Annotated in this window: 19 protein-coding genes and 1 riboswitch; of the genes, 3 read left to right on the top strand and 16 right to left on the bottom strand. The window is 72.7% G+C overall.

Translation table 11 applies throughout. The annotated features are described in order from the left end of the window. Positions 1-45 precede the first annotated feature (45 nt). From ACF07N_RS20960 to ACF07N_RS20980, 5 genes are all read right to left on the bottom strand, one after another. Positions 46-675 (bottom strand): ATP/GTP-binding protein, encoded by a 630-nt coding sequence (locus ACF07N_RS20960; RefSeq protein ID WP_383336026.1) that lies wholly within the window; start codon positions 673-675, stop codon positions 46-48. Beyond that, the gene (locus ACF07N_RS20965; protein ID WP_309093447.1) at positions 653-1,024 is read right to left on the bottom strand and encodes a DUF742 domain-containing protein; all 372 of its coding nucleotides are present in this window, start codon (positions 1,022-1,024) and stop codon (positions 653-655) included. The genes ACF07N_RS20960 and ACF07N_RS20965 overlap by 23 nt, the downstream gene beginning before the upstream one ends. 2 nt (positions 1,025-1,026) lie before the next feature. Continuing rightward, positions 1,027-1,461 (bottom strand): roadblock/LC7 domain-containing protein, encoded by a 435-nt coding sequence (locus ACF07N_RS20970; RefSeq protein WP_383336025.1) that lies wholly within the window; start codon positions 1,459-1,461, stop codon positions 1,027-1,029. A 68-nt stretch (positions 1,462-1,529) separates the two neighbouring features. Then, entirely contained in the window at positions 1,530-3,689 is a 2,160-nt protein-coding gene (locus ACF07N_RS20975; RefSeq protein WP_392115025.1) for an ATP-binding protein, read from the bottom strand. 660 nt (positions 3,690-4,349) lie between these two features. Beyond that, complete coding sequence (locus ACF07N_RS20980) at positions 4,350-5,645, bottom strand: MBL fold metallo-hydrolase (protein ID WP_392115028.1); 1,296 nt, start codon at positions 5,643-5,645, stop codon at positions 4,350-4,352. Between the two features lie 137 nt (positions 5,646-5,782). Between ACF07N_RS20980 and ACF07N_RS20985 the strand changes: the two genes are divergently transcribed. Further along, on the top strand, positions 5,783-6,961 hold the full coding sequence (locus ACF07N_RS20985) for a Glu/Leu/Phe/Val dehydrogenase dimerization domain-containing protein (RefSeq protein ID WP_392115030.1): 1,179 nt from the start codon (positions 5,783-5,785) through the stop codon (positions 6,959-6,961). A 63-nt stretch (positions 6,962-7,024) separates the two neighbouring features. After that, positions 7,025-7,654, top strand: coding sequence for a TetR/AcrR family transcriptional regulator (locus ACF07N_RS20990; RefSeq protein WP_392115033.1), 630 nt, complete (start codon positions 7,025-7,027; stop codon positions 7,652-7,654). A gap of 70 nt (positions 7,655-7,724) precedes the next feature. On the opposite strand, the gene ACF07N_RS20995 is transcribed toward ACF07N_RS20990, so the two are convergent. From ACF07N_RS20995 to ACF07N_RS21005, 3 genes are all read right to left on the bottom strand, one after another. Then, positions 7,725-8,510 (bottom strand): SGNH/GDSL hydrolase family protein, encoded by a 786-nt coding sequence (locus ACF07N_RS20995; RefSeq protein ID WP_392115835.1) that lies wholly within the window; start codon positions 8,508-8,510, stop codon positions 7,725-7,727. A 240-nt stretch (positions 8,511-8,750) separates the two neighbouring features. Continuing rightward, on the bottom strand, positions 8,751-9,692 hold the full coding sequence (locus ACF07N_RS21000; RefSeq protein ID WP_392115035.1) for a peptidoglycan DD-metalloendopeptidase family protein: 942 nt from the start codon (positions 9,690-9,692) through the stop codon (positions 8,751-8,753). A gap of 4 nt (positions 9,693-9,696) precedes the next feature. Next, positions 9,697-9,854, bottom strand: a riboswitch (cyclic di-AMP (ydaO/yuaA leader). A 317-nt stretch (positions 9,855-10,171) separates the two neighbouring features. Beyond that, positions 10,172-12,247: an alpha-galactosidase gene (locus ACF07N_RS21005; protein WP_392115038.1), complete on the bottom strand. Its 2,076-nt coding sequence runs from the start codon at positions 12,245-12,247 to the stop codon at positions 10,172-10,174. Between the two features lie 180 nt (positions 12,248-12,427). Here ACF07N_RS21005 and ACF07N_RS21010 point away from each other — a divergent pair, with 180 nt between their 5' ends. Then, the gene (locus ACF07N_RS21010) at positions 12,428-13,225 is read left to right on the top strand and encodes a tyrosine-protein phosphatase (protein ID WP_383320963.1); all 798 of its coding nucleotides are present in this window, start codon (positions 12,428-12,430) and stop codon (positions 13,223-13,225) included. Positions 13,226-13,240: 15 nt separating this feature from the next. Here ACF07N_RS21010 and ACF07N_RS21015 read toward each other — a convergent pair whose 3' ends face one another. The 8 genes from ACF07N_RS21015 to shc form a co-directional block, all read right to left on the bottom strand. After that, a complete protein-coding gene (locus tag ACF07N_RS21015) occupies positions 13,241-13,360 on the bottom strand; it encodes a DUF6126 family protein (RefSeq protein WP_383320966.1) in 120 nt (39 codons plus the stop codon). Next, positions 13,357-14,025: a helix-turn-helix domain-containing protein gene (locus ACF07N_RS21020; RefSeq protein WP_392115043.1), complete on the bottom strand. Its 669-nt coding sequence runs from the start codon at positions 14,023-14,025 to the stop codon at positions 13,357-13,359. Before ACF07N_RS21020 ends, ACF07N_RS21015 begins: the two co-directional genes overlap by 4 nt. Positions 14,026-14,097: 72 nt before the next feature. Further along, positions 14,098-15,513, bottom strand: coding sequence for an aspartate aminotransferase family protein (locus ACF07N_RS21025; protein WP_392115046.1), 1,416 nt, complete (start codon positions 15,511-15,513; stop codon positions 14,098-14,100). After that, positions 15,510-17,405: a 1-deoxy-D-xylulose-5-phosphate synthase gene (dxs, locus tag ACF07N_RS21030; protein WP_392115049.1), complete on the bottom strand. Its 1,896-nt coding sequence runs from the start codon at positions 17,403-17,405 to the stop codon at positions 15,510-15,512. Before dxs ends, ACF07N_RS21025 begins: the two co-directional genes overlap by 4 nt. A gap of 31 nt (positions 17,406-17,436) precedes the next feature. Continuing rightward, complete coding sequence (ispG, locus tag ACF07N_RS21035) at positions 17,437-18,594, bottom strand: flavodoxin-dependent (E)-4-hydroxy-3-methylbut-2-enyl-diphosphate synthase (protein WP_392115052.1); 1,158 nt, start codon at positions 18,592-18,594, stop codon at positions 17,437-17,439. Positions 18,595-18,598: 4 nt separating this feature from the next. After that, positions 18,599-19,621 (bottom strand): adenosyl-hopene transferase HpnH, encoded by a 1,023-nt coding sequence (gene hpnH, locus ACF07N_RS21040; protein ID WP_383320981.1) that lies wholly within the window; start codon positions 19,619-19,621, stop codon positions 18,599-18,601. Positions 19,622-19,626: 5 nt separating this feature from the next. After that, positions 19,627-20,268 carry a 1-hydroxy-2-methyl-2-butenyl 4-diphosphate reductase gene (locus ACF07N_RS21045; RefSeq protein ID WP_392115055.1) on the bottom strand — a complete coding sequence of 214 codons (642 nt, stop codon included), beginning with the start codon at positions 20,266-20,268 and terminating at the stop codon, positions 19,627-19,629. Further along, on the bottom strand, positions 20,268-22,259 hold the full coding sequence (shc, locus tag ACF07N_RS21050; RefSeq protein WP_392115058.1) for a squalene--hopene cyclase: 1,992 nt from the start codon (positions 22,257-22,259) through the stop codon (positions 20,268-20,270). Before shc ends, ACF07N_RS21045 begins: the two co-directional genes overlap by 1 nt. Between the last annotated feature and the right edge of the window lie 5 nt (positions 22,260-22,264).

Below are 22,264 nucleotides of genomic sequence, written 5' to 3' on the forward strand. Positions count from 1 at the left end.
TGTGGGCTGGTGTCATACAGGGTCTCCCTGGCGGGTGGTGGGATGTCACATGTGGGCGCCGTACCCGGTCGGGGTGGCCGGCGTGTGGGCGATGAGGTGACGCACCAGGGTCAGCAGGGTCTGCACCCCGGAGCTGGAGATCCGGGCGTCGCAGCACACCACCGGCACGTCGTCGGACAGGTCGAGGGCGCCGCGCACCTCCTCGGGGTCGTAGCGGTAGGCGCCGTCGAACTCGTTGACGGCGACGATGAAGTCGAGGCCTCGTTGCTCGAAGAAGTCGACGGCGGCGAAACACTCCTGCAGCCGGCGGGTGTCGGCGAGGATGACCGCTCCGAGCGCCCCCTCGCACAACTCGTCCCACATGAACCAGAACCGCTCCTGGCCGGGGGTGCCGAACAGATACAGCACGTGTTCCCGGTCGAGGGTGATGCGGCCGAAGTCCATGGCCACGGTCGTCTCGACCTTGTTCTCGATGCCGTCGAGGTTGTCGGTCGCGGCGCTGACGGTGGTGAGCAGCTCCTCCGTGCTGAGCGGCGCGATCTCGCTGACCGCGCCGACGAAGGTCGTCTTGCCCACGCCGAACCCGCCCGCCACCAGGATCTTCAGCGCGGTCGGGAACGGGTCGGCGCCGCGGTCGGTGCCGCCGGCGTAGTCAGAGCTGTCGTCGTAGTCCATCGAGCACTGCCTCCAGAAGAGCCCGGTCCGTCGGGTTGTGGTGGAACGCGGGGGGCTTGGTCGTCAACGCCCCGCAGTCGACGAGGTCCGCCAGCAGCACCTTGGTGACGGCCACCGGCAGTTTCAGATGGGCGGCGACCTCGGCGACCGCGACGGGCACGCGGCACCGTTCGAGCGCCTGCGCGTGTTCGGGGCCGAGATAGCCGAGGGGGGTCGCCCCGGTGGCCATCACCTGCGACATGAGGTCGAGCGCGACGGTGGGACGGGTGCGGCCGTTGCTGACGGTGAACGGCCGCACCAGCCGCCCGGCCGCGTCGTCGAGCCAGGGCCCGTCGCCGGCCGCCGTCACGCTCAAGCCCTCATCGCCGGGGATTCGACGGACTGCTGGCGGGGAGCGGTGACCAGGTACGGGCGGACGCTCTTGACCAGCATCGCCATCTCGTAGCCGAGCACGGCCGCGTCGGCCTCGCGTCCGGCGAGCACGGCCAGGCAGGTGCCGGAACCGGCGGTGGTGACGAAGAGCAGGGTCGAGGCGAGTTCGACGACGACCTGCCGTACGTCGCCGCCGTCGCCGAAGCGGACCCCGGCGCTGCGGCCGAGGGAGTAGAGCCCGGAGGCCAGGGCGGCCATGTGGTCGGCGCTGTCCGGGTCGAGGCCGTGCATGGACTTCACGAGCCCGTCGCAGGACAGCAGCACGGCGGCGGTCGTGTGCGGTACGCGCTGCACGAGGCCGCTCATCAGCCAGTCGAGATCGGAAACGTGGGCGGTCGGCGCATCGCTCGCCATGGTGGATCGACTCCTTGGGTTACGAAGGTCTGCGGGAGCGCTGGGGGTGGGGGTGGAAACGGGGGTGGTCATCCGGCGGGTGCGCTCCCGTCGTGCCGGGTGGTGGTGCGGTCGGGGCGGGACGCGTCCCCGCGGGCCGGGACGGCCGAGGAGGTCAGCTCGGTGGGGAGCGCCTCCGGGTGGGCTGGCGGCACGCGGGTCGGGTCCCGGTGGGCGGACTCCGTGGGGGCGGACTGCCTGGAGGAGGCGGCCGTGTGCGCGGAGTCCATGGACGAGCCGTCCGGGTCGGCGGCGCCCATGGACTCCGCCTCCATGTGCTGCTGGGCCTCGGCGAGGCTGATGCCGCGCTGGAAGGCGGCCATCAGACCCGGATCGTGACCGACGAGGACCTCGGAGTCCTGACGGGGCACCGGGCCGTCGCGCAACTGGGGGACGATGTGCTCCTGGGCGCGGCGGCGGGGCAGTTGAGGCTTGCCCATGGTGCCCCGCACGGCGCCGTTGCGGGGGGTGGGCACCGCGGCCACGTTCTCCGCGAGGACGCGCCGGTCGTCGTCGCTGATGCCGGGCCGCGCCTCGGCCGGGGTGGGCCGCTCCCGGTGGGCGCCGCGCACGGGCAGCGGCGCGGGGCGGCCCGGGGCCCGGCCCCCGTCCGGGGCCGGTTCGGGCGCGTGATGGCGTCCCCGGGGCGCGGGGCCCGGGGGCACGGGCCACGCGTCGGACTGGGCCCGGTCCGCCGACGACCCCGTACCGGACGGGCCGGCGGTGACGGACCCGGGGGTGTACGCCGAGGCGGACACGGTTCCGGACATGCCCTGGCCTGCGGCCCGTGCCGCGGACGTGCCGGGCTCCACGGACGTGTCGCGCCCTCCGGCTCCGGAGTCCGTACCCGCCCCGCCGCCGGAACCGGCACCGCCCACGGCAGCGGAACGGCTCCCGCCCTCCACCCCCGTGCCACCGGCCGGTGCCCGCCCGTCCTGCCCCACTCCCGCGGCCGGGGAAGCGGGCGTCCCGGCCTCGGCCCCCAGCAATGCCTGGGGCACGACGAGCACCGCCTGCACGCCGCCGTAGATGTTGCTCTGCAGGCGGACGGTGATGCCGTGCCGCCGGGCGAGCTGCGACACCACGAACAGCCCGATACGGCCGTCCGCGAGGAGCCGGGCGACGTTCACCTGGTCGGGATCGGCGAGCAGCGCGTTCATCCGCGTCTGCTCCTCCAGCGGCATGCCCAGCCCGCGGTCCTCCACCTCGACGGCGAGCCCGGAGGTGACGAGGTTGGCGCGCAGCAGCACCTGGGTGTGCGGGGCGGAGAACACCGTGGCGTTCTCGACGAGTTCGGCCAGCAGATGGATGACGTCGGCGACGGCGTGGCCGCGCAGGGTGCCGTCGATCGGCGGGACGAGTTTGACCCGCGAGTACTGCTCGACCTCGGCGATGGCCGAGCGCAGCACCTCGGTCATGGAGACCGGGTTGCTCCACTGGCGGCGGGAGACGGCTCCGCCCAGCACGGCGAGGTTCTCGGCGTGGCGGCGGATGCGCGTCGCGAGGTGGTCGACGTGGAAGAGCCCCTTGAGCAGGTCGGGGTCCTCCATCTCGTTCTCCAGCTCGTCGAGGATGGAGATCTCGCGGTGCACCAGCGACTGCAGACGCCGGGCGAGGTTGACGAACACTTCGAGCTTCTGTTCGCTGCCCGCCTGGCTGGAGAGCTGCGAGGCCTGGACGACGGCGGTGACGGCACCGTCGTGCGCCCGGGCGAGGTCGCCCGCGAGGAGATCGAAGTCGTCGGCGTCCTCTCCGGGTCCGCCCCGCCGGCTGTCCGGAGCGAGCTGCGGGGGCCCGTCACCCCGGCGGAGCGTCTCGACCAGGGCGCGCAGATCGGCCTCGCGGCGTGCGGTGGCCCGGCGCAGCACGCCGATGCGGTCGTGCACGGAGCGGGCGGCGCGGCCCGCGGCCACGGCGGCGACGGCGATGCCCACGAGGGTCACGAAGACGGCGCCGCCGAGCACGGCCCACAGGGTCGCTCCCGGCCGGGCTCCGGTGGAGCGGACCGTGAAGAGGACGGCGGCGCAGCCGCTGAGGGCGACGGCGACGGGCGGCAGGACGGCGAGCCGCATCAGCTGGGGCCGTATGTGGGTCTCGGGCAGCGCGGGGGCGGGGCGGGCGGCGGGCCGCCCGTGCCGCGCGCCCTCACGGCGGTCCGCTCGTGCGGCCGGGGCGCGGAGGTGAGACATCGGTGTCCTCGTACTGGTCCGTCGGGCCTGGGTGCCAGGGGGGCTCGCCGGGACGCGGCCGGGTTCCCGCGGCCGCCTGCGCGCGCCGCGGGCCGTCCGTCCGGCCTCCCCACGCTGCCGCCCGGTGCCCGTCCGGCCCGGAGGAGTGGACCGCTCGGAACCGGGCCGGCCCCCGTCGGTGAGCCGCTCGGCACCCGGCCGGCCCCCAGCCGTGGACCGCTCGCCACCCGGCCGGCCCTCAGCCGTGGACCGGTCTGCACCCGGCCGGACCGGGTCGGCGGGCCGCCCGGAACCGGGTGCCGGTGCGGCGCCCGGGCCGGCGTCGGTGGTACGCGGGCAGCGGGGATCGCCCTCGCGTCGGCTCCCTCGTCCGCCTTGCGCCTGCACGTACCGGCCCCCACTCCCTGTCCGTCCTGTTCTCCGACGGCCACTGACAGTAGTCGCCAGCGCATCATGTGCGGTGGGCAGTTGACAAACTCATACGGTGAGCGTCCCGCTCTGGTATGAGGCCTCGTACGACAGACCGATAACCCCGCCGCCGAACCGGCCATCGACGAAGAGAACTGATCTCACCTGGTCAGGAACGGTCACACGCAGACGGCGAGGGCCGGGGAGCCTCTCGCTCCCCGGCCCTCGCCGTCGCTTCGCCCGCGCCTCGGATCAGCCCGCCGGAAGCGCCTCGGAGTCCTCCGTACCCTTGGCCGCCCTCCCGTGACCGTCACTCACCGTGTCGGCCTGGGCCATGGCTGCCGCGTCGGAGGCGGACTTGATCGCGACGCCGCCAACGGCGTCACCGGCCGGGGAACCACTCGCCGCCGAACCGCCCGCCGCCGAACCGCCCGCCGGATCGAGCGCCACCCCGCGCCACCACGGCGCGGACGGGACGGTTCCGGCCGTGGGCTCGAAGGGCTCGCCCGGGCGGGGCAGGGCGATCCGGGCGCCCACGGCACCGGCGGCCGAGCGGGTCCCCTCCCCCGGTTCCGCCCAGGGGTGCGTGGCCAGGTTGAAGGTGGCCCAGTGGATCGGCAGCATCAGGCCGTGCTCCGGCCCGCCCTGCAGGTCGAGGTGGGCCCGCACGCCCTCCTGGGGGGTCATGTGGATGTCGGGCCAGAAGTCGGAGTACGCGCCGATCTGGATCATCGTGGCGTCGAACGGCCCGTGCTCGGCGCCGATCTCCTTGAAGCCCTCGAAGTAGCCGGTGTCCCCGCTGTGGTAGATCCGGTGCTCGTCTCCGGCGACGACCCAGGAGGCCCACAGGGTGTGCTGGGTGTTGCGCAGGCCCCGGCCGCAGAAGTGCCGGGCCGGGGTCGCGGTGAGGGTGAGACCGGCGATCTTCGTCGACTCGTGCCAGTCCAGCTCGCGCAGCCGGTCGGCCGGCACGCCCCACCGTTCCAGGTGCGCCCCGACGCCGAGCGGCACGGCGAACAGCGTGTCCGTGCCGGCCAGGGCCTTGATGCTGGGCAGGTCGAGGTGGTCGTAGTGGTCGTGCGAGATGACGACGACGTCGACCGGGCCGAGCGCGGCGAGCGGCACGGGCACGGGGTGCAGCCGCTTGGGCCCGGCGAAGGGGAACGGGGAGCAGCGCTCGCCCCACACCGGGTCGAAGAGCACGCGCCGCCCGTCGATCTCCGCGAGCACGCTGGAGTGCCCCATCCACGTCAGCCGCAGGCCGGTCGCCGGGGGCCGGGCGATGTCGGCGAGGGTGGTGGAGTGCACCGGCACCGTGCCCCCGGGGGCACGGCGTGGCCGGGTGTCCTTGTCGAAGAAGACCTTCGCGAAGTCCAGGGCCGAGCCCGAGGGCCGGGTCCGCGCGGGGCCGCCGGGGTTCTGGAAGACCCCGTCCTTGAAGTGGGGCGATCTGCGGATGCGCGCCATGCGCTCACCGCGTGGGTCCGCGCCGAACGCCTCGGGCCGCAGTGCGCGGAGCCCGGAGCTGAGGGAACGGAAACCGGCCACGGTACCTCCAGGTGGAGTCGGTCAGGCTTTCCATTATGGTCGGCGCCTCCGCGACCGCCGGTGCGCGGGCCGTCCCACGGGCGCGATACTGACCGGCGATTCAGTACACGCTTCGGCGACCCGGCGAAGGAGCCCTCATGCCCAGCCCCCTGCTGTCCCTCACCTGGACCGACCACGTCACCGGCCGGCAGGGCTTCCTGGTGGTGGACCGGCTGGTGCGCGGGGTCGCCAGCGGCGGCCTGCGGATGCGTCCCGGCTGCACCCTGGACGAGGTCACCGGCCTGGCGCGCGGCATGACCATGAAGGAGGCCCTGCACTACGACCCGGCGAACCGTTACGTCCCGCTCGGCGGCGCCAAGGGCGGCATCGACTGCGACCCGCGCGACCCGGAGGCCTACCCGCTCCTGGTGCGCTACCTGCGCGCGATGCGGCCCTACGTCGAGAGCCAGTGGACGACGGGCGAGGACCTCGGTCTGTCCCAGGACCTGGTGGACCGGGCCGCGGCCGAGGCGGGGCTGGTCTCCACCGTCCAGGCCGTGTATCCGCTGCTGGACGACGAGGCCGGGGCACGCCGCCGGCTCGCGGACGCGTTCGCGGTCGAGGTGGACGGCATCGGGCTCGACCAGCTGGTCGGCGGCTGCGGCGTCGCCGAGGCGGCCCTCACGGCCCTGGACCGGGCCGGTGTCCCGCGCGGGGGGACCCGGGTATCGCTCCAGGGGCTGGGCACCATGGGCGGTGCCACCGCGCGCTTCCTCTCCCGCGCCGGGCTCACGATCGTCGCGGCCGCCGACCTCAAGGGCACGATCGCCAACCCGGCCGGACTCGACGTCGAGCGGCTGCTCACCGCGCGGGACGCCCACGGCACGGTGGACCGCTCGGCGTTGCGCCCGGACGACCTCGAACTCCCGGGCGAGGCGTGGCTGTCGGCCGACGCGGAGGTGCTGGTGCCGGCGGCGGTGTCGTACGCCGTCGACGCCTCCAACCAGGCTCACGTCACGGCCCGCTGGATCGTCGAGGCGGCCAACATGCCGGTCCGTCCGGAGGCGGAGGCGCTGCTGGCCGCGCGCGGGGTGACCGTACTGCCGGACGTGGTGGTGAACTCCGCGACCAACGCCTGGTGGTGGTGGACGCTGTTCGGGGACGTCGGCGCCGACGCGGAGGAGGCGTTCGCGTACACGCGCCGCTCGATGCGGGCCCTGGTCGAGCTGATGCTCACCCGGGCGCGCACCGACGGGACGACTCCTCGCGCGGCCGCCCACGCGATCGCCGCCGACCGGCTGCCGCTGATCGCCCGGCGGTACGGCTGGTACCGCTGAGGCACGCCGGACCGGCCGGATCCGCACGTCGGGAGGGGACCGCCGCGTGGGTAGGGTGACGGCGTGGCGAGAGTCCGGTTGAGCGTGGCTGAGCGGCGTGAGGAACTGCTGCGCGCCGCCGTGCAGCAGATCGAGGCCCGGGGCGTGGCGGCGGTCAGGATCGCCGACGTGGCCTCGGCGCTGGGGGTGAGCAACGCGCTGGTGCTCTACCACTTCGCGTCGAAGGAGCAGTTGGTCGCGGCAGCGTTCCGGCACGCGGCCGAGGCGGACCTCGCACACCTGCGCAAGCTGCTCGGCCGCCGGACGTCGGCGCTGCGGCGCCTGCGCTCGGCCGTGCGCTGGTACGCCCCGACCGGCCAGGCCAAGGGCTGGCGGCTGTGGATCGAGGGCTGGGCGGCGGCCCTGCGCGAGCCGGCGCTGCGGGAGGTCACGCAGGACCTCGACCGCCAGTGGAAGGCGGCTCTCGCCGAGGTGATCGCGGAGGGGGTCGCGGCGGGTGAGTTCCCCTGCCCCGACCCCCGGGCCACGGCCCTCCGCCTCACCGCGTTCCTCGACGGCCTGGCCGTCCAGCTGACGTCCTACCCCGGGGCGCTGCCGCGCGCCCGGGCCCAGCAGTGGACGGAGGAGACCCTGACGCGCGAACTGGGCCTGGCCGCCGCCCCCTTGCCCCCGCCGATGAGCAACTCGGCGTAACGGCCCGGGGCGTGGCGCGGCTCGGCGGGGGCGACGGGCGAAGGCCCCACCCCCACCGAGTGCGGGCGTCTCACGCCACGGCGGCGATCCGCATCCGGATGTCGTCCGGCGACAACGCCCCCTTGGCCGTCACATGGTCGCCCGAGGACTCCCCCCGCAGCCGGCGCCCGATCCACGGCACCAGGAACTCCCGCGCCCAGTGCACGTCGTCCCGCCGGACCTCCAGCGTGCCCCGCGGCGGCAGCGGCGGCCACGGCTGCTCGGGGTCGGCCGGCACGTCGAGCCCGAGCACCTGCCCCGCCCGGAGCGCGACCCGCGTGTGCCCCTCGGGAGACAGGTGCAGCCGGTCGGCGTCCCAGGCCCTGCGGTCCTGCACGCTGCGCAGCGACCACAGATCGAGCACCGGGCAGCCGTACCGGTCGGCGATGGCGCGGACGTGCCCGTTGTACGTGGCGATCTTGCCGCGCAGATGCTTCAGCACGGGCATGCCACGGGTGTCGAACCCGGTCGTCACCATCACCGTCCCGGCCACCGCGGTGAGCCGCGCGAGCGCCCGCTCGAAGCGCTCGGCCACCTCGTCCGGATCGGTGCCGGGCCGCAGGATGTCGTTGCCCCCGGCGCAGAAGGACACGAGGTCGGGGGCCATCTCGACGGCTCGCGGCACCTGGTCCGCCACGATCTGGTCGAGGAGTTTCCCGCGCACGGCGAGGTTGGTGTACCGGAAGTCGCCCTCGGGCCGGAGGTCGGCGAGCAGGACGGCGAGCCGGTCGGCCCAGCCGACGAACGCCCCGTCGGGGCCGGGATCACCGACGCCCTCGGTGAAGCTGTCCCCCACCGCCACGTACGACCCGATCACTGCTCTGCTGTCACTCTTCGAATCGTCTGCCACAGCCGCTCATGATTCACCCTCGAATGTGACCTACGCGACCGTAGGAAGGGGTTGACGGGCGGTGAGATAAGCCACTGCCAAAGTGTTCGCCAACTGTGGAATAGCCGACCGGACGGGAGTGTTGCCGCCGTCCCGCGCCGAAGGCCGGACCCGGGGTGCCGGGTCCGGCCTTCGGTGGCGTGTCAGGCGGGTGGCCGTGCGATCGGGTCAGCCGACGGAGACGCCGTGGGAGCGCAGGAAGGCGACCGGGTCGATGTCGGAGCCGTAGCCGGCCGCGGTGCGGATCTCGAAGTGCAGGTGCGGTCCGGTGACGTTGCCGGTGGCGCCGGACAGGCCGACCTGCTGTCCGGCGGTCACGGTCTGGCCGGCCGAGACCGAGAGCTGCGACAGGTGGGCGTACTGGGCGTAGTGACCGTCGTTCAGCCTGACGACGACCTGGTTGCCGTACGCGCCGCCCCAGCCGGCGGAGACGACCGTGCCCGCGCCGACGGCCTTGAGGGAGGTGCCGGTCGGGACGACGAAGTCGACACCGGTGTGGTAACCGCTGGACCACATGCTGCCGGACATGCGGTACGGGGTGCCGACGGTGGCACCGTCCACCGGGGAGCTGTAGCCACTGGCGTTGCTCTGCGCGGCGGGCTGGGCGGCGGCCGGCTCGGCGGCGGTCTCCGCCTTCGCCGGTGCGGACGAGGACTTCTTCGCGGGCTTCTTCGCGGTGCCCTTCGCCGGCTCCTCGGCGGAGGCCTTCGGCGCGGACGGCGCCTCGGGCGCGCTCGCCGCGGCCTTCTTGCCCAGGGAGAGCTTCAGGCCCGGGTGGATCAGGGACGGGTCGTCGCCGACGGCGTCGCGGTTGTCCGAGTAGAGCTTCTTCCAGCCGCCGCTGACGTTCTGGTCGTCGGCGATCTTCGCCAGATAGTCGCCCGCCCTCACGGTGTAGGTACGCGCGCCGGTCGCCTTTCCGGCGGCCTTCTTCCCGGCGGCCGGAGCCGCCTGGACGGCCTTTTCCGGAGCCGACTGGGCGGGGGCGGCGTGGGCGCCGGCGGCACCCATGAGGGGAAGGGCGAGAGCGGCTCCGCCGGTTCCGGCGACGGCGATGGAGCGGGTGAAACGCTGAGTCTTGGGACGGCGGTGCTTACCCTTCGCGGGCATGGCGCATTCCTCTCCGTCGCCTGCGAGGTGAGCTGTCGGGTGCGGGCTGGAGATGCCCGGCCGCGCCGAGGCGCGGCTCAACCCCAAGCCCGTTCCGGGAACCGGAACAGGCGTCTTACCTGTGGGTCCCCCGCTCCTGCCGTACGTCGGGTCAGTGGGTGTGCGGGCTCCGGGCGGCGGCAGGATTAGGCGTCCGTCCGGAGTGGACTGGAACGTAAGCGACCAGGACGCGGCGGGACAAGCTTGCGGTTGCCCGTGCGGCCTTTTTCCTCGACGCGTCGACACATTTCCCGTCACCGAGCGTGGATTTCCGATCTTGCCTTTTCCTCAATGGCCTCGCGAAACACCCTGATTACGTGCACATGGCGACAACACATCGTCACCGGTATGACGATGGTCACGCACCTTGCCCCCATCTCCTGTACGACCAGGGCACGTTATGGCGAACCGGCCTAAGCGCCTTATTCGGACAAGAAGCACTACTTCCGCTTAAGGCGGACCACGGCGGCGTCCAGGTCGCCACGCAGACCGACCCGCAGTCCGTGATGCAGCAGCACGCCCCCTCGGTGAAGTTCGCCCGTTTCGAGGCATTCGTACGTCGCCGCCGGATCGATGCCGCGGAGCCGGAGTGCCGGACCGGGCTCGCCGTAGCGTTGCGCCGGGAGCCAGGCGAGGACGACCGTCTCGTCGCCGAGGACGTACTGCACGGCGCTCAGGCCGCTCCCCGGGGGTCGCAGCCGGTACAGGTCGCCACGCTGCACCACGGGCCGGATCTCCTTGTAGAGCCGCACCCACTCCCGCGCCTCGGCCAGTTCCTCCTGCGTCCACCGCGTGAGGTCGCCGCCGACCCCGAGCACCCCGGCCATGGCGCTGACGAACCGGAAACGCAGGGAACTGGCCCGGTGGTTGAGCATGGCGTTGGGGCTGTCGGTGACCCAGGCGGCCATCACGCGCGCGGGGTGGATCTGACTGAAGCCGTGCTGGACGGCGAGCCGGTCCAGGGGGTCGGTGTTGTCGGACGTCCACACCTGGTCCGTGCGGCTCAGCACGCCCAGGTCGATCCGGCCGCCGCCGCCCGAGCAGGACTCGAAGGCCACACCCGGGTGTGCGGCCCGCAGCCGGTCCAGCAGGGCGTACAGGGCGCGGACGTGGTCCACCCAGAGCCGCTGCGGATACGGATCCTCCGGCCAGCCGGCGTCGGTGAAGCAGCGGTTGAAGTCCCACTTGACGTAGTCGATCGGGGCGCTGGAGAGGAGCCCGTCCAGCTGTCCCCACAGATACTCCTGGACATCCCGCCGGGCGAGGTTGAGCACGAGCTGATTGCGGAACTCCGTCCGCTTTCGTCCCGGTTGGTACTGCACCCAGTCCGGGTGGGCGCGGTACAGGTCGCTGTCGGGGTTCACCATCTCGGGCTCGACCCAGATGCCGAACCGCATGCCGAGGCCGTGCACGTGGTCGGCGAGGGGTTTCAGCCCGCCGGGGAAGCGGTCGGGGTTGGGCGTCCAGTCCCCGAGCCCCGCCCGGTCGCTGGTGCGCGCCCCGAACCAGCCGTCGTCGACCACGAACAGCTCGACGCCGAGGGCCGCGGCCCGCTCGGCGAGCGCCCGCTGCTGCTCCTCGGAGATGTCGAACTCGGTGGCCTCCCAGGAGTTGAACAGCACCGGCCGGTCCCGCCCGGCGTCCGGGATCACGTACTTCCGTTGCCAGGCGTGCCAGGCGCGGCTCACCCCGCCGAAGCCGCCGTCGCTCCACAGCCCGGCGAAGACGGGGGTCGTGTACGACTCCCCGGCGCCCAGAGTCAGCAGACCCGAGTCGTCGTGGCCGGCGCCGCCGGTGATCTGCACGCGCGCGTCGGGGAGCTGGGCCACACAGATCCGCCACGAGCCGGACCAGCCCAGGGCGCAGCCGTAGACCTCGCCGTGCTCCTCGGTCGCGTCGGTGTCGAGGGCGACCCAGGGCAGATGCTGGTGGCCGGTGTGGCCGCGGCGGCTGCCGATCACCTTCTCGCCGTAGGTGAGCTCGGAGCGCACCAGCCGGGACTCGGCCGCCCAGCGGCCGTGCAGCTGGGACAGCCGCCAGGTGCCGCGGTCGGGCAGGGTCCAGGCGGCGGAGTCGGCGCGCAGCACCTCGGTCTCGGGCCCGCGGTTGTCCAGGGTCACCCAGCGCTCGACGACGTCGGCGCCGGGGCGCATCCGGTAGTGCAGGGTGATCGTCAGGCCGCCGTCCCGGAAGCGCAGGCGCAGTTCGCCGTCCGGCGTGTCGTGCCCCTCGAAGACCCACTCGGTGCCGCGCCGCCCGGCGGTGCGCACGGACAGGGCCGGGCGGACGAACCGGGGGCCGCCCTCGACGGGGTACTCCTCGCGGCCGTCGAGCGGGGACTCGAAGGGCCGGTACTCCGGCAGCGGACGGGCGGCGAGGGCCTCGGCGTCGGCGAGCGTGATGCGCGGGCCCCAGTGCAGATGCAGCAGTTCGTGCCGGTCGGTGACGTGGACGGCGTAGCTGCCGGCCGGCCCGGACAGCACCCAGGTGCGGCCGTCCTCGGAGATGTCGATCATCGAGCCCCCACAGGTTCGAACAACCGCGAACAGGTGCGATCACGCGGCAACATCATCGGGGGCGGCGGGCGCTCCGGGCAACGCCTGTGGACACTTCATTGCCCCTGGCACCCATGTCGTATGGTCGAGTGGTGCCCGCCGGCGAGCCCGCGCCGGCGGCGCCGATGGGGAGGAGCCCACGTGACACAGCAGGTCCCGTCGACCGAGCCCGAGCTGGCCGGAGTGCGCAACTTCCGCGACGTGGGCGGACTGCCGACCGTGGACGGGCGGCGGGTGCGGCAGGGCGTGCTGTTCCGCAGCGGCCACCTGGCGCACGCGACCGGGGAGGACGCCGCCTTCCTGGCCACACTGGGCCTGCACACGGTCTTCGACTTCCGCAACGCCGCCGACCAGAAGCTCGAGGGACCGGACATCGAGCTGCCGGGCGTGCGCAATGTGAACCTGCCGCTGAGCGACCCGGCCGACGGCGCCGAGTTCTGGCGGATGGTCCGCGACGGGGACCTGGACCAGCTGCGCTCGATCCTCGCGGACGGCAAGGGCGCCGACCGGATGATCGCCTCGTACCGCATGATCATCAAGGACCGCACCGCCGAGCACTCCCGGGTGCTGCACGCGCTCGCGGAGGACAGCGTCCCCGCGCTGATGCACTGCGCGGCGGGCAAGGACCGCGCGGGCCTGTCCATCGCGGTGACGCTGCTCGCCCTCGGCGTCGAGCGTGACGCCATCGTCGAGGACTACCTGAAGTCGAACGCCAAGCACCGCCGCTACAAGGTCCACCGCAGCAGCTCCTCCGCCTCGGCCTACTCCCCCGAGGTGATGGAGCTGCTCAGCCCGCTGTTCGACGCCCGCGCCGAGTACCTGACGGCCGCGTTCGAGACGATCGAGGAGACCTGGGGCGGCGTCGACCCCTACCTGGAGCAGGGGCTGAAGCTCTCCCCGCGGACCCGGGAGCAGCTGCGCGAGCGGCTCCTCGACTGAGCCGCGGGGCGGCGCCTACTTGGCCCCGACCTCGAACAGCAGGTAGACGAAGGCCGCGAAGACGTGGCCCAGGACGAGGTAGATGAACAGCCGCACCCACAGGGCGCGGGGGAACTTCTCCTCCATGTCTCTCATGACGCGTCTCCGGGGGTCGGGCCCAGGCACAGTGCGGCCGTGGGGCTCTGCAGCAGGGTGTGGACGAAGAGCAGGTCGACGCCGTCGTGATCCTCGGCGGCGATGCGGTGCGGGGTGAGCGAGTCGAAGTGCGCGCTGTCGCCGGCCGCCAGCCGGTGGGTGGCGTCCCCGAGGCGCAGCCGCAGCCGCCCGCGCAGCACGTGCAGCCACTCCTCGCCGGGGTGGACGCGCACGATGTCGCCCTGGGAGCCGTAGGGGACGTGGACCCGCAGGGCCTGCATCCCGCGGCCGGAGGCGCCGGCCTGCCAGTACGTCCAGCCGCCCGCCGCGGTAGGTTCCATGTCGGCGGCGCGCACGACGGCGTCCCGGCCCGCGACCGTCTCGCCGAGCAGCTCGGAGACGGTCGTACCGTAGACACGGGCGAGCGTGAGCAGCATCGGCAGCGAGGGCTGGCGCTGCCCGGTCTCCAGCCGGGAGAGGTGGGCGGGCGACAGTCCGGCGGCCCGGGCCGCGGTCTCCAGGGTCAGGGAGGCCTGGCGGCGCAGGGCCCGCAGCTGCGGCGCGACCGCCGGCAGCGCACCGGCCGGATCGGCCGGATCGGCCGGATCGGCCGGATCGGCCGGCGAGCCGGCCCCGGAGGGCCGCTCGGTCTCGGAGGAGCTCATGCCTCCATTCAGCCGAAGTCTTGCCTCAGCGGCAAATTTTTTGCCTCACAGGCAAACCCTGGCCGCCCGCTCTCACCGCTGGGCGACGGCCTGCTTGACGAGCGTCTTGCCGAAGTCCCACACCAGTCCGCCGTCGTGGGCGTCGTCCATCACGGCCGTGAACGCGTCGACGAACCGGTCCACCTCCCGCTCCCCGATGATCAGCGGCGGGATCAGCTTGATCACCTCCATGTGGTCGCCTGAGACCTGGGTGAGGATCCGGTGGCGCTGCAGCAGCGGCACCACCACCATCTGCGCGAACAGTCCCTTGCGCGCGGCCTGGAGCATCGCCCACCGGCTCCGCAGCTTCAGCGATTTCGGGCGGCCGAACTCGATGCCGATCATCAGGCCCCGCCCGCGGACGTCCGCGAGCATCTCGTACCGGTCCGTCAGCGCCGCGAGCCGCGACCTCAGCCGCTCCCCGGTGGCCCGGACGTTGGCCACGATCTGCTCGTTCTCCATCACCGACAGCACCGCGAGGCCCGCCGCCATGGCCTGCGCGTTGGACCCGAAGCTCGCCGAGTGGACCAGCACCCGGTCCATGGACGAGTAGACCTTCTTGAAGATCCAGTCCTTGCCGAGGGTGGCGCCGACCGGCACATAGCCGCCGGACAGCGCCTTGGCCACGCACACCAGGTCGGGTTCCACCCCGTCCTCGTGCTGGTAGCCGTAGAAGTCGCCGGTGCGGCCGAGGCCCGTCTGCACCTCGTCGGCGATCAGCAGCGCCTTGTGCCGGCGCAGCAGTTCCTGGGCGGCGAGCAGGTAGCCCGGCGGGGCCTGGAGCACGCCCTTGCCCTGGATGGGCTCCACGATCAGGGCGGCGACGTCGCCCTTCCGCAGCTCCCGCTCCAGCGCGTCGAGGTCGCCGAGCGGCACGGCCGTGTCGGGCAGCAGCGGGGCGAAGCCGTCCCGGAAGGCGGACTCGCCGTTGACGGAGAGGGAGCCGGTGGTCAGGCCGTGGAAGGCGTGCGCGCAGTACAGCACCCTGGGACGGCCGGTGACGAACCGGGCGAACTTCAGGGCGCCCTCGACGGCCTCGGAGCCGCTGTTGCCGAAGAACACCCGGTCCAGGTGCGGACTGTGTGCCAGCAGCTTCTCGGCCAGCAGACCGGGCAGCGGCTGGCAGTCGAACCGGGTCAGGTCGGCCAGCTGCGCGTCCAGGACGTCGTGCAGCGCCTTGCGGATCACGGGGTGGTGGCGGCCGAGGCCCATCACCCCGAACCCGGCGAGCATGTCCAGGTAGTCGTTGCCGTCCGCGTCCCAGAAGTAGGCGCCCTCGGCCCGCTCGTAGACCTTGTCGAAGCCGATGGTGTGCAGCATGCGCGGGAGCTGGTGGTTGAGGTACCGGGTGTGCAGCTCGTAGCGCTCGGCCCCGCGCTCGGCCAGCAGCTTGCCGAGGTCGAACTCCCCGGCCTGCGACGACTCCGGCGCGGACTCGGCGGTTGTCATTCCTGTGACTCCTTGCACAGCTCTTCCCTGACGGTCAGGCTCGCGCTGATCCGTCCGGCGATCTCGACGGGGGTCAGGCCGATGTCGGCGAGCACCTCCGCGCGCTTGGCGTGCGCGAGGAACTGCTCAGGGATGCCGAACCGCCGCACGGGTACGTCGACGTCGGCGTCGCCGAGGGCCAGCGCCACGGCCGAGCCGACCCCGGCGGCCCGGCTGTTGTCCTCGACGACCGCGACCATGCGGTGCCCGGCGGCGAGGCCCGGCAGCGCCGGGTCGACGGGTTTGACCCAGCGCGGGTCGACGACGGTGCAGCCGATGCCGCGTGCTTCGAGCAGCTCGGCGGCCTGGAGGCAGACGGGCGCCATCACGCCCACGGCCACCAGCAGTACCCGCGGCTCGGGAGCCCGGTGCAGCACGTCCAGTCCGCCCACGCGGCCGACGGCGGGGATCTCCGGCCCCACCGACTCCTTCGGGAAGCGCACCAGGGTCGGCGCGTCGTCGACGGCGACCGCCTCGCGCAGCTGGGCGCGCAGCTGGTCCGCGTCCCGTGGCGCGGCGATGCGCAGCCCCGGGACGACCTGCAGCACGGACAGGTCCCACATGCCGTTGTGGGAGGCCCCGTCGACACCGGTGACCCCGGCCCGGTCCAGCACGAAGGTCACCCCGCAGCGGTGCAGGGCCACGTCCATCAGGAGCTGGTCGAAGGCGCGGTTGAGGAAGGTGGCGTAGACGGCGACGACCGGGTGCAGGCCGCCCGTCGCCAGCCCCGCCGCGGAGACGGCCGCGTGCTGCTCGGCGATCCCGACGTCCCACACCCGGTCCGGGAACCGCTCGGCGAAGGCGCCGAGCCCCACCGGGTGCAGCATGGCGGCGGTTATCGCCACCACGTCCTCGCGCTCCTCGCCGATGCGGACGATCTCCTCCCCGAACACGGAGGTCCAGGACGGGCCGCCGGCGGGCGAGAGGGGCGCGCAGGTCAGCGGGTCCATCACACCGACGGTGTGGAAGTGGTCCTCCTCGTGCGCGAGGGCCGGTTCGTAGCCGCGGCCCTTCTCGGTGAGGCAGTGCACGAGGACCGGCCCGTGGAAGCGCTTGGCGCGCCGCAGCGCGGACTCCACGGCCCCGATGTCGTGCCCGTCGATCGGCCCGACGTACTTCAGCCCCAGGTCCTCGAAGAGGCCCTGCGGGGCGAACGCGTCCTTGAAGCCCTTCTTCGCGCCGTGCAGGGCCTCGTAGAGGGGGGTGCCGATCAGGGGCGTGCCCTGGAGGACGTCCTTGCCCCAGGCCAGGACCCGCTCGTAACCGTCGGTGGTGCGCAGCGTCGCGAGGTGGTTGGCGAGGCCGCCGATGGTCGGGGCGTAGGAGCGTTCGTTGTCGTTGACGACGATGATGAGCGGGCGGTTCTTGGCGGCCGCGATGTTGTTCAGGGCCTCCCAGGCCATGCCGCCGGTGAGGGCGCCGTCGCCGATGACCGCGACGACGTGCCCCTTCTCGCCCTGCACCTGGCGGGCCTTGGCGAGCCCGTCGGCCCAGCCGAGGGCCGTGGAGGCGTGGCTGTTCTCGATGACGTCGTGCTCGGACTCCTCGCGTGAGGGGTATCCGGACAGGCCGCCCTTGCCGCGCAGCTTGGAGAAGTCCTGGCGCCCGGTGAGCAGCTTGTGGACGTAGGACTGGTGGCCGGTGTCCCACAGGATGCGGTCGGCCGGCGACTCGAAGACCCGGTGCAGGGCGACGGTCAGTTCGACCACGCCCAGGTTGGGTCCCAGGTGGCCGCCGGTTCTGGCGACCGCGTGCACCAGGAACTCCCTGATCTCGCCTGACAGTTCCCCCAGTTCGGCCTCGGACAGCGCCTTCAGGTCGCGTGGTTGCCGGATGGTCTCCAGAATCGTCACGCTCGGACCCCCTTCGCATTCCGTGCTGTGGTCAGCTCACGGTGACGGCCGGCTCCCCCGGCCCCACGCCGTCCTGCTCCATCCGCGCGGCGAGCTTCATCGCCTCGTCGATGAGCGTCTCGACGATCCTCGATTCGGGGACGGTCTTGATGACCTCGCCCTTGACGAAGATCTGCCCCTTGCCGTTGCCGGAGGCCACCCCCAGATCGGCCTCCCGCGCCTCGCCGGGGCCGTTGACCACGCACCCCATGACGGCGACGCGCAGCGGCACCTCCATGCCCTCCAGACCGGCCGTGACCTCCTCGGCCAGCTTGTACACGTCGACCTGGGCGCGGCCGCAGGAGGGACAGGAGACGATCTCCAGGCGGCGCTGCCGCAGCCCCAGGGACTCCAGGATCTGGATGCCGACCTTGACCTCCTCGGCCGGCGGCGCCGACAGCGACACCCGGATCGTGTCGCCGATGCCCTGGGAGAGCAGCGCCCCGAAGGCCACCGCCGACTTGATGGTGCCCTGGAACGCCGGGCCGGCCTCCGTGACGCCGAGGTGCAGCGGGTAGTCGCACTGCTCGGCCAGTTGCCGGTAGGCCTCGATCATCACGACCGGGTCGTTGTGCTTGACGGAGATCTTGATGTCGCGGAAGTCGTGCTCCTCGAACAGGGACGCCTCCCACAGGGCGCTCTCCACGAGCGCCTCCGGGGTGGCCCTGCCGTACTTCCGCAGCAGCCGCCGGTCCAGCGATCCGGCGTTCACACCGATCCGGATCGGCGTGCCGTGGTCACGGGCCGCCCGGGCGATCTCCTTGACCCGGTCGTCGAACTGCTTGATGTTGCCCGGGTTGACGCGCACGGCCGCGCAGCCCGCCTCGATGGCCGCGAAGACGTACTTGGGCTGGAAGTGGATGTCCGCGATCACCGGGATCTGCGACTTGCGGGCGATGGTCGCCAGCGCGTCCGCGTCGTCCTGCGTGGGGCAGGCGACCCGGACGATCTGGCAGCCGGACGCGGTGAGTTCGGCGATCTGCTGCAGCGTGGCGCCTACGTCCGAGGTGCGGGTCGTGGTCATGGACTGCACCGACACCGGGGCCCCGCCCCCGACCGGCACCGGGCCGACCTGGATCCGCCGCGAGGCGCGCCGGGCGGCGACCGGCCGGACGGGCACCTCGGGGACGCCCAGTTCGATGGCGGTCATGACATCACTCCCGGTTCCCCGAGACCGTCTCGCGCATCGCGCGCAGGGACTCCTTCAGCGACCCCATGGTGGCGAGCACGGCGGTCGGCTCGTAGCCGCAGTGCGCCATGCAGTTGGCGCAGCGCGGGTCCTTGCCGCGGCCGTACTTGTCCCAGTCGGTCTCCTCGACCAGCTCCCGGTACGTCGGCACGTACCCGTCGCTCATCAGGTAGCAGGGGCGCTGCCAGCCGAAGAGCGAGTAGTTGGGGATCGCCCACGCCGTGCACGGGAAGTCGACCTTGCCCTCCAGGAAGTCCAGGAAGAGCGGGGAGTGGTTGAGCCGCCAGCGCCGCCGGTTGCCGCCCGCGAAGGCCTTCCTGAACAGCTCGCGGGTCTGCTCCACGCCGAGGAAGTGCTCCTGGTCGGGAGCCTTCTCGTAGGCGTAGGCGGGCGAGATCATCATCTCGTCGACCTGGAGGTCGTCGTTGAGGAAGTTCAGCACCTCGATGATGGTCTGCGGGGTGTCGGTGTTGAAGAAGGTCGAGTTGGTGGTGACCCGGAAGCCGCGCCGCTTGGCCTCCTTGATCGCCTCCACCGCCTCGTCGAACACGCCCTCCTTGGCCACGGACTCGTCGTGCCGCTCGCGCAGTCCGTCGATGTGCACCGCGAAGGCGAAGTAGGGCGAGGGCGTGAACTTGTCCATCTTCTTGCGCAGCAGCATGGCGTTGGTGCAGAGGAAGACGTACTTCCGCTTGGCCACGAGCTGGCGCACGATCTCGTCGATCTGTGGGTGCATCAGCGGCTCGCCGCCGGCGATGGACACCATCGGGGCACCGGACTCCATGACGGCGCCCACGGCCTGGGCGACCGGCATTCGCTGTTTGAGCACCCCGGCCGGATGCTGGATCTTGCCGCACCCCTCGCACTTGAGGTTGCAGGCGAACAGCGGCTCCAGCTCGACGATCAGGGGGAACTTGTCCCGCCGCCTGAGCTTCTGTTCAGCCAAGTACGTAGCGACCTTGATGGACTGTCGGAGCGGCATGGCCATCTGGCTCACCTCCTGGGGAGCAGCAAGGAACGGTGCCATTCGAAGAAAGCGGGAAGGACCGAACGAAGAACACGGAAAGCTGATATTCCACCGCGCACCGTGCCGATCCGGACGAGTTCATGTTCAGGAGCGTCCACGACCACCCGGACGGCCGCAACCGGGCGCTCGCCCGCGCGCACGGCGCTCAGGAGCGTGGCCGCCGACTCCATGTCGGCGGCGATCGCGCCGGTCGCGAGCAGATCGGCCCGCTCGGGTCCGCGCACGACGTGGTCGGAGCCGGTCAGCGGCCCGGTGTGCACGGTCCGCCCGGGCACCGCCCGCCCCAGCGCCTCGACCAGCAGCTCCGTCCCGACGCAGGGGGTCGTGGAGCGCGGGTCGCGGGTCTCCTCGGCGACGACCAGGTCGCCGGGGTGCATGCCGGGGGCGAGGCCCGCGCAGAAGCCGGTGGCCAGCACGGCGGCGTCCCGCAGGGCCGGGTCGGCCAGCATCCGCGTGACGGACCGCCCGGCCGCGGCCGGCCCCATGCCGGTGCGCAGCACGGTGACCGGGCCGTCGGCGCCGCCCCGGGCGCCCGCGCGCAGGGCCACCTGCTCGATGCCGAGCGCGCAGGCGATCAGCAGCGGGACGGAAGCGGGATGCGGGCTCATCAGCTCCCCTCGCGCCGGTCGGCGAAGGGCTCCCCGTGGAGGTAGCGGCCGAGCGCCGTGAGCGGGAACACCTGGCGGTAGAGGTGGTAGTTGATCGAGAAGTCCCAGGGGAAGCCGGTGCCGGTGAAGTACGGCTCGTCCCAGGAGCCGTCCGCCCGCTGGGTGGCGGCGAGCCACTCGACGCCGCGTTCGACGGCCCTGGAGTGCCGCTCCCCGGCCGCGAGCAGCGCCATCAGCGCCCACGCCGTCTGGGAGGCGGTCGAGACGCCCCGGCCGCTCCACTCGGCGGCGTACCGGTAGGAGCGCAGGTCCTCGCCCCAGCCGCCGTCGTCGTTCTGCACCGACTCCAGCCAGGCCACCGCCCGCCGGATCGCCGGGTGCGCGGCGGGGAGGCCGGCGGCGACCAGGGCGGGGACGACGGAGCCGGTGCCGTAGACGTAGTTGACGCCCCAGCGTCCGAACCACGAGCCGTCCGGCTCCTGTTCGGCCAGCAGCCAGTCGATGCCGCGCCGGGTGCGCGGGTCGTGGGCGAGGCCCTCGACGGCGAGCATCTCGACGACGTGCGCGGTGACGTCCGCCGACGGCGGGTCGATGACCTCGCCGAAGTCGCAGAACGGCAGCCGGTTCGGGAAGGGGCTGGTGTTGTCGACGTCGAAGGCGGCCCACGCGCCGTTCTTCGACTGCATCCCGAGGGTCCAGCGCACGCCGCGCCCGATGGCCCGGTCGACCCGCTCCGGGTCGTGGTGGGCGATGCGGCGCAGCGCGAGGACCACCTCGGCGGTGTCGTCGATGTCCGGGTAGTTGTCGTTGTGGAACTCGAACGCCCAGCCGCCGGGCGGCAGTCCGGGCCGCCGTACCGACCAGTCGCCGGGCCGGACGATCTCCTCGCCCAGCATCCAGTCGGCCGCCTTGACCAACTGCGGGTGATCGGCGGGCAGTCCGGCGTCGACGAGCGCGATCGCGGCCAGGCAGGTGTCCCACACCGGCGACTGGCAGGCCTCGATCATCCGGGCCCCGTCCTCGCGCCAGACGGCGAACCGGTCCAGGGAGGCGAGCCCTTCGCGCATCACCGGGTGCTGGAGGTCGTAGCCCAGCAGGTGCAGGGCGATGATCGAGTACACGGCCGGGGGCTGGATGCCGCCCCAGCAGCCGTCGTTCTCCTGCCGTTCGATGATCCAGCGGGCGGCGCTGTTCACGGCGGCCCTGCGGAGTCCGCGCGGGGCGATCTTCCGCAGGGCGTGCAGGGCCTTGTCCATGCGCTGGAAGGCGCCGTCCCAACTGAGCGGCGGGGCCAGGGGCCTGACCGGGTTCGGGTGCGCCGGGTCGGTGTGCAGCTCGTCCAGCGGGAAGGGCGCGGGGCGTACCGGGCGCTTCGCGGAGACGATCGTCAGCGGGACGATGGTCTGCCGGGCCCAGCAGCCGAAGTCGTAGATGTTGAGCGGCACCCACTTCGGGAAGAAAATGAGTTCCGGCGGGAGTTCGGGCAGGTCCTCCCACTTCCACCAGCCGAACAGGGCCAGCCAGATGCGGGTGAAGACCCGGGCGGCGGCGATGCCGCCCTGCGCGCGGATCCAGGCGGAGGCCTTCGCCATGTGCGGGGCGTCGGGCGCGTCCCCGGCCAGGCGGAGGGCGACGTAGGCCTCTACGGTGGTGGAGAGTTCGCCGGGGCCGCCGTAGAACGTGGCCCACGTGCCGTCCTCGCGCTGCTCGCCGCGGATGAACAACGCGGCGGCGTGCGCGGTCTTCTCGTCGAGGATGCCGAGGAACTGGCGGAGCAGCAGGTCCTCGGCGTCCATCGTGACGTTGGTCTCGAGGTCGCCCTTCCACCAGCCCTGGGCGTCCTGGCGGGACAGCAGGAAGTCGGTGGCGCGCCGGGCGGCGCGGGCGGCGGTTTCGGTTACCCCGGCCGCCCCGGGGGTCTGGATGTCGCTGGCCGCGGCGGCGCGGGGCGGCAGAGTGGCCCCGGTGCTTCCGTCGGTCGTCGCTGTCATGGCTT

The organism is Streptomyces sp. NPDC015242, assembly GCF_043079125.1.
In the GTDB taxonomy this organism is placed as follows: Bacteria; Actinomycetota; Actinomycetes; order Streptomycetales; family Streptomycetaceae; genus Streptomyces.

Excerpts from the sequence above, each read along its gene's own strand:
- ACF07N_RS21000 (WP_392115035.1), bottom strand. The coding sequence starts at position 9,692 with ATGCCCGCGAAGGGTAAGCACCGCCGTCCCAAGACTCAGCGTTTCACC.
- ACF07N_RS21020 (WP_392115043.1), bottom strand. The coding sequence starts at position 14,025 with ATGAGCTCCTCCGAGACCGAGCGGCCCTCCGGGGCCGGCTCGCCGGCC.
- ACF07N_RS21045 (WP_392115055.1), bottom strand. The coding sequence starts at position 20,268 with ATGAGCCCGCATCCCGCTTCCGTCCCGCTGCTGATCGCCTGCGCGCTC.
- hpnH (WP_383320981.1), bottom strand. The coding sequence starts at position 19,621 with ATGGCCATGCCGCTCCGACAGTCCATCAAGGTCGCTACGTACTTGGCT.
- ACF07N_RS20985 (WP_392115030.1), top strand. The coding sequence starts at position 5,783 with ATGCCCAGCCCCCTGCTGTCCCTCACCTGGACCGACCACGTCACCGGC.
- ACF07N_RS21015 (WP_383320966.1), bottom strand. The coding sequence starts at position 13,360 with ATGAGAGACATGGAGGAGAAGTTCCCCCGCGCCCTGTGGGTGCGGCTG.
- ACF07N_RS21025 (WP_392115046.1), bottom strand. The coding sequence starts at position 15,513 with ATGACAACCGCCGAGTCCGCGCCGGAGTCGTCGCAGGCCGGGGAGTTC.
- ACF07N_RS21005 (WP_392115038.1), bottom strand. The coding sequence starts at position 12,247 with ATGATCGACATCTCCGAGGACGGCCGCACCTGGGTGCTGTCCGGGCCG.
- ispG (WP_392115052.1), bottom strand. The coding sequence starts at position 18,594 with ATGACCGCCATCGAACTGGGCGTCCCCGAGGTGCCCGTCCGGCCGGTC.
- ACF07N_RS20970 (WP_383336025.1), bottom strand. The coding sequence starts at position 1,461 with ATGGCGAGCGATGCGCCGACCGCCCACGTTTCCGATCTCGACTGGCTG.
- shc (WP_392115058.1), bottom strand. The coding sequence starts at position 22,259 with ATGACAGCGACGACCGACGGAAGCACCGGGGCCACTCTGCCGCCCCGC.
- ACF07N_RS20960 (WP_383336026.1), bottom strand. The coding sequence starts at position 675 with ATGGACTACGACGACAGCTCTGACTACGCCGGCGGCACCGACCGCGGC.
- ACF07N_RS20975 (WP_392115025.1), bottom strand. The coding sequence starts at position 3,689 with ATGTCTCACCTCCGCGCCCCGGCCGCACGAGCGGACCGCCGTGAGGGC.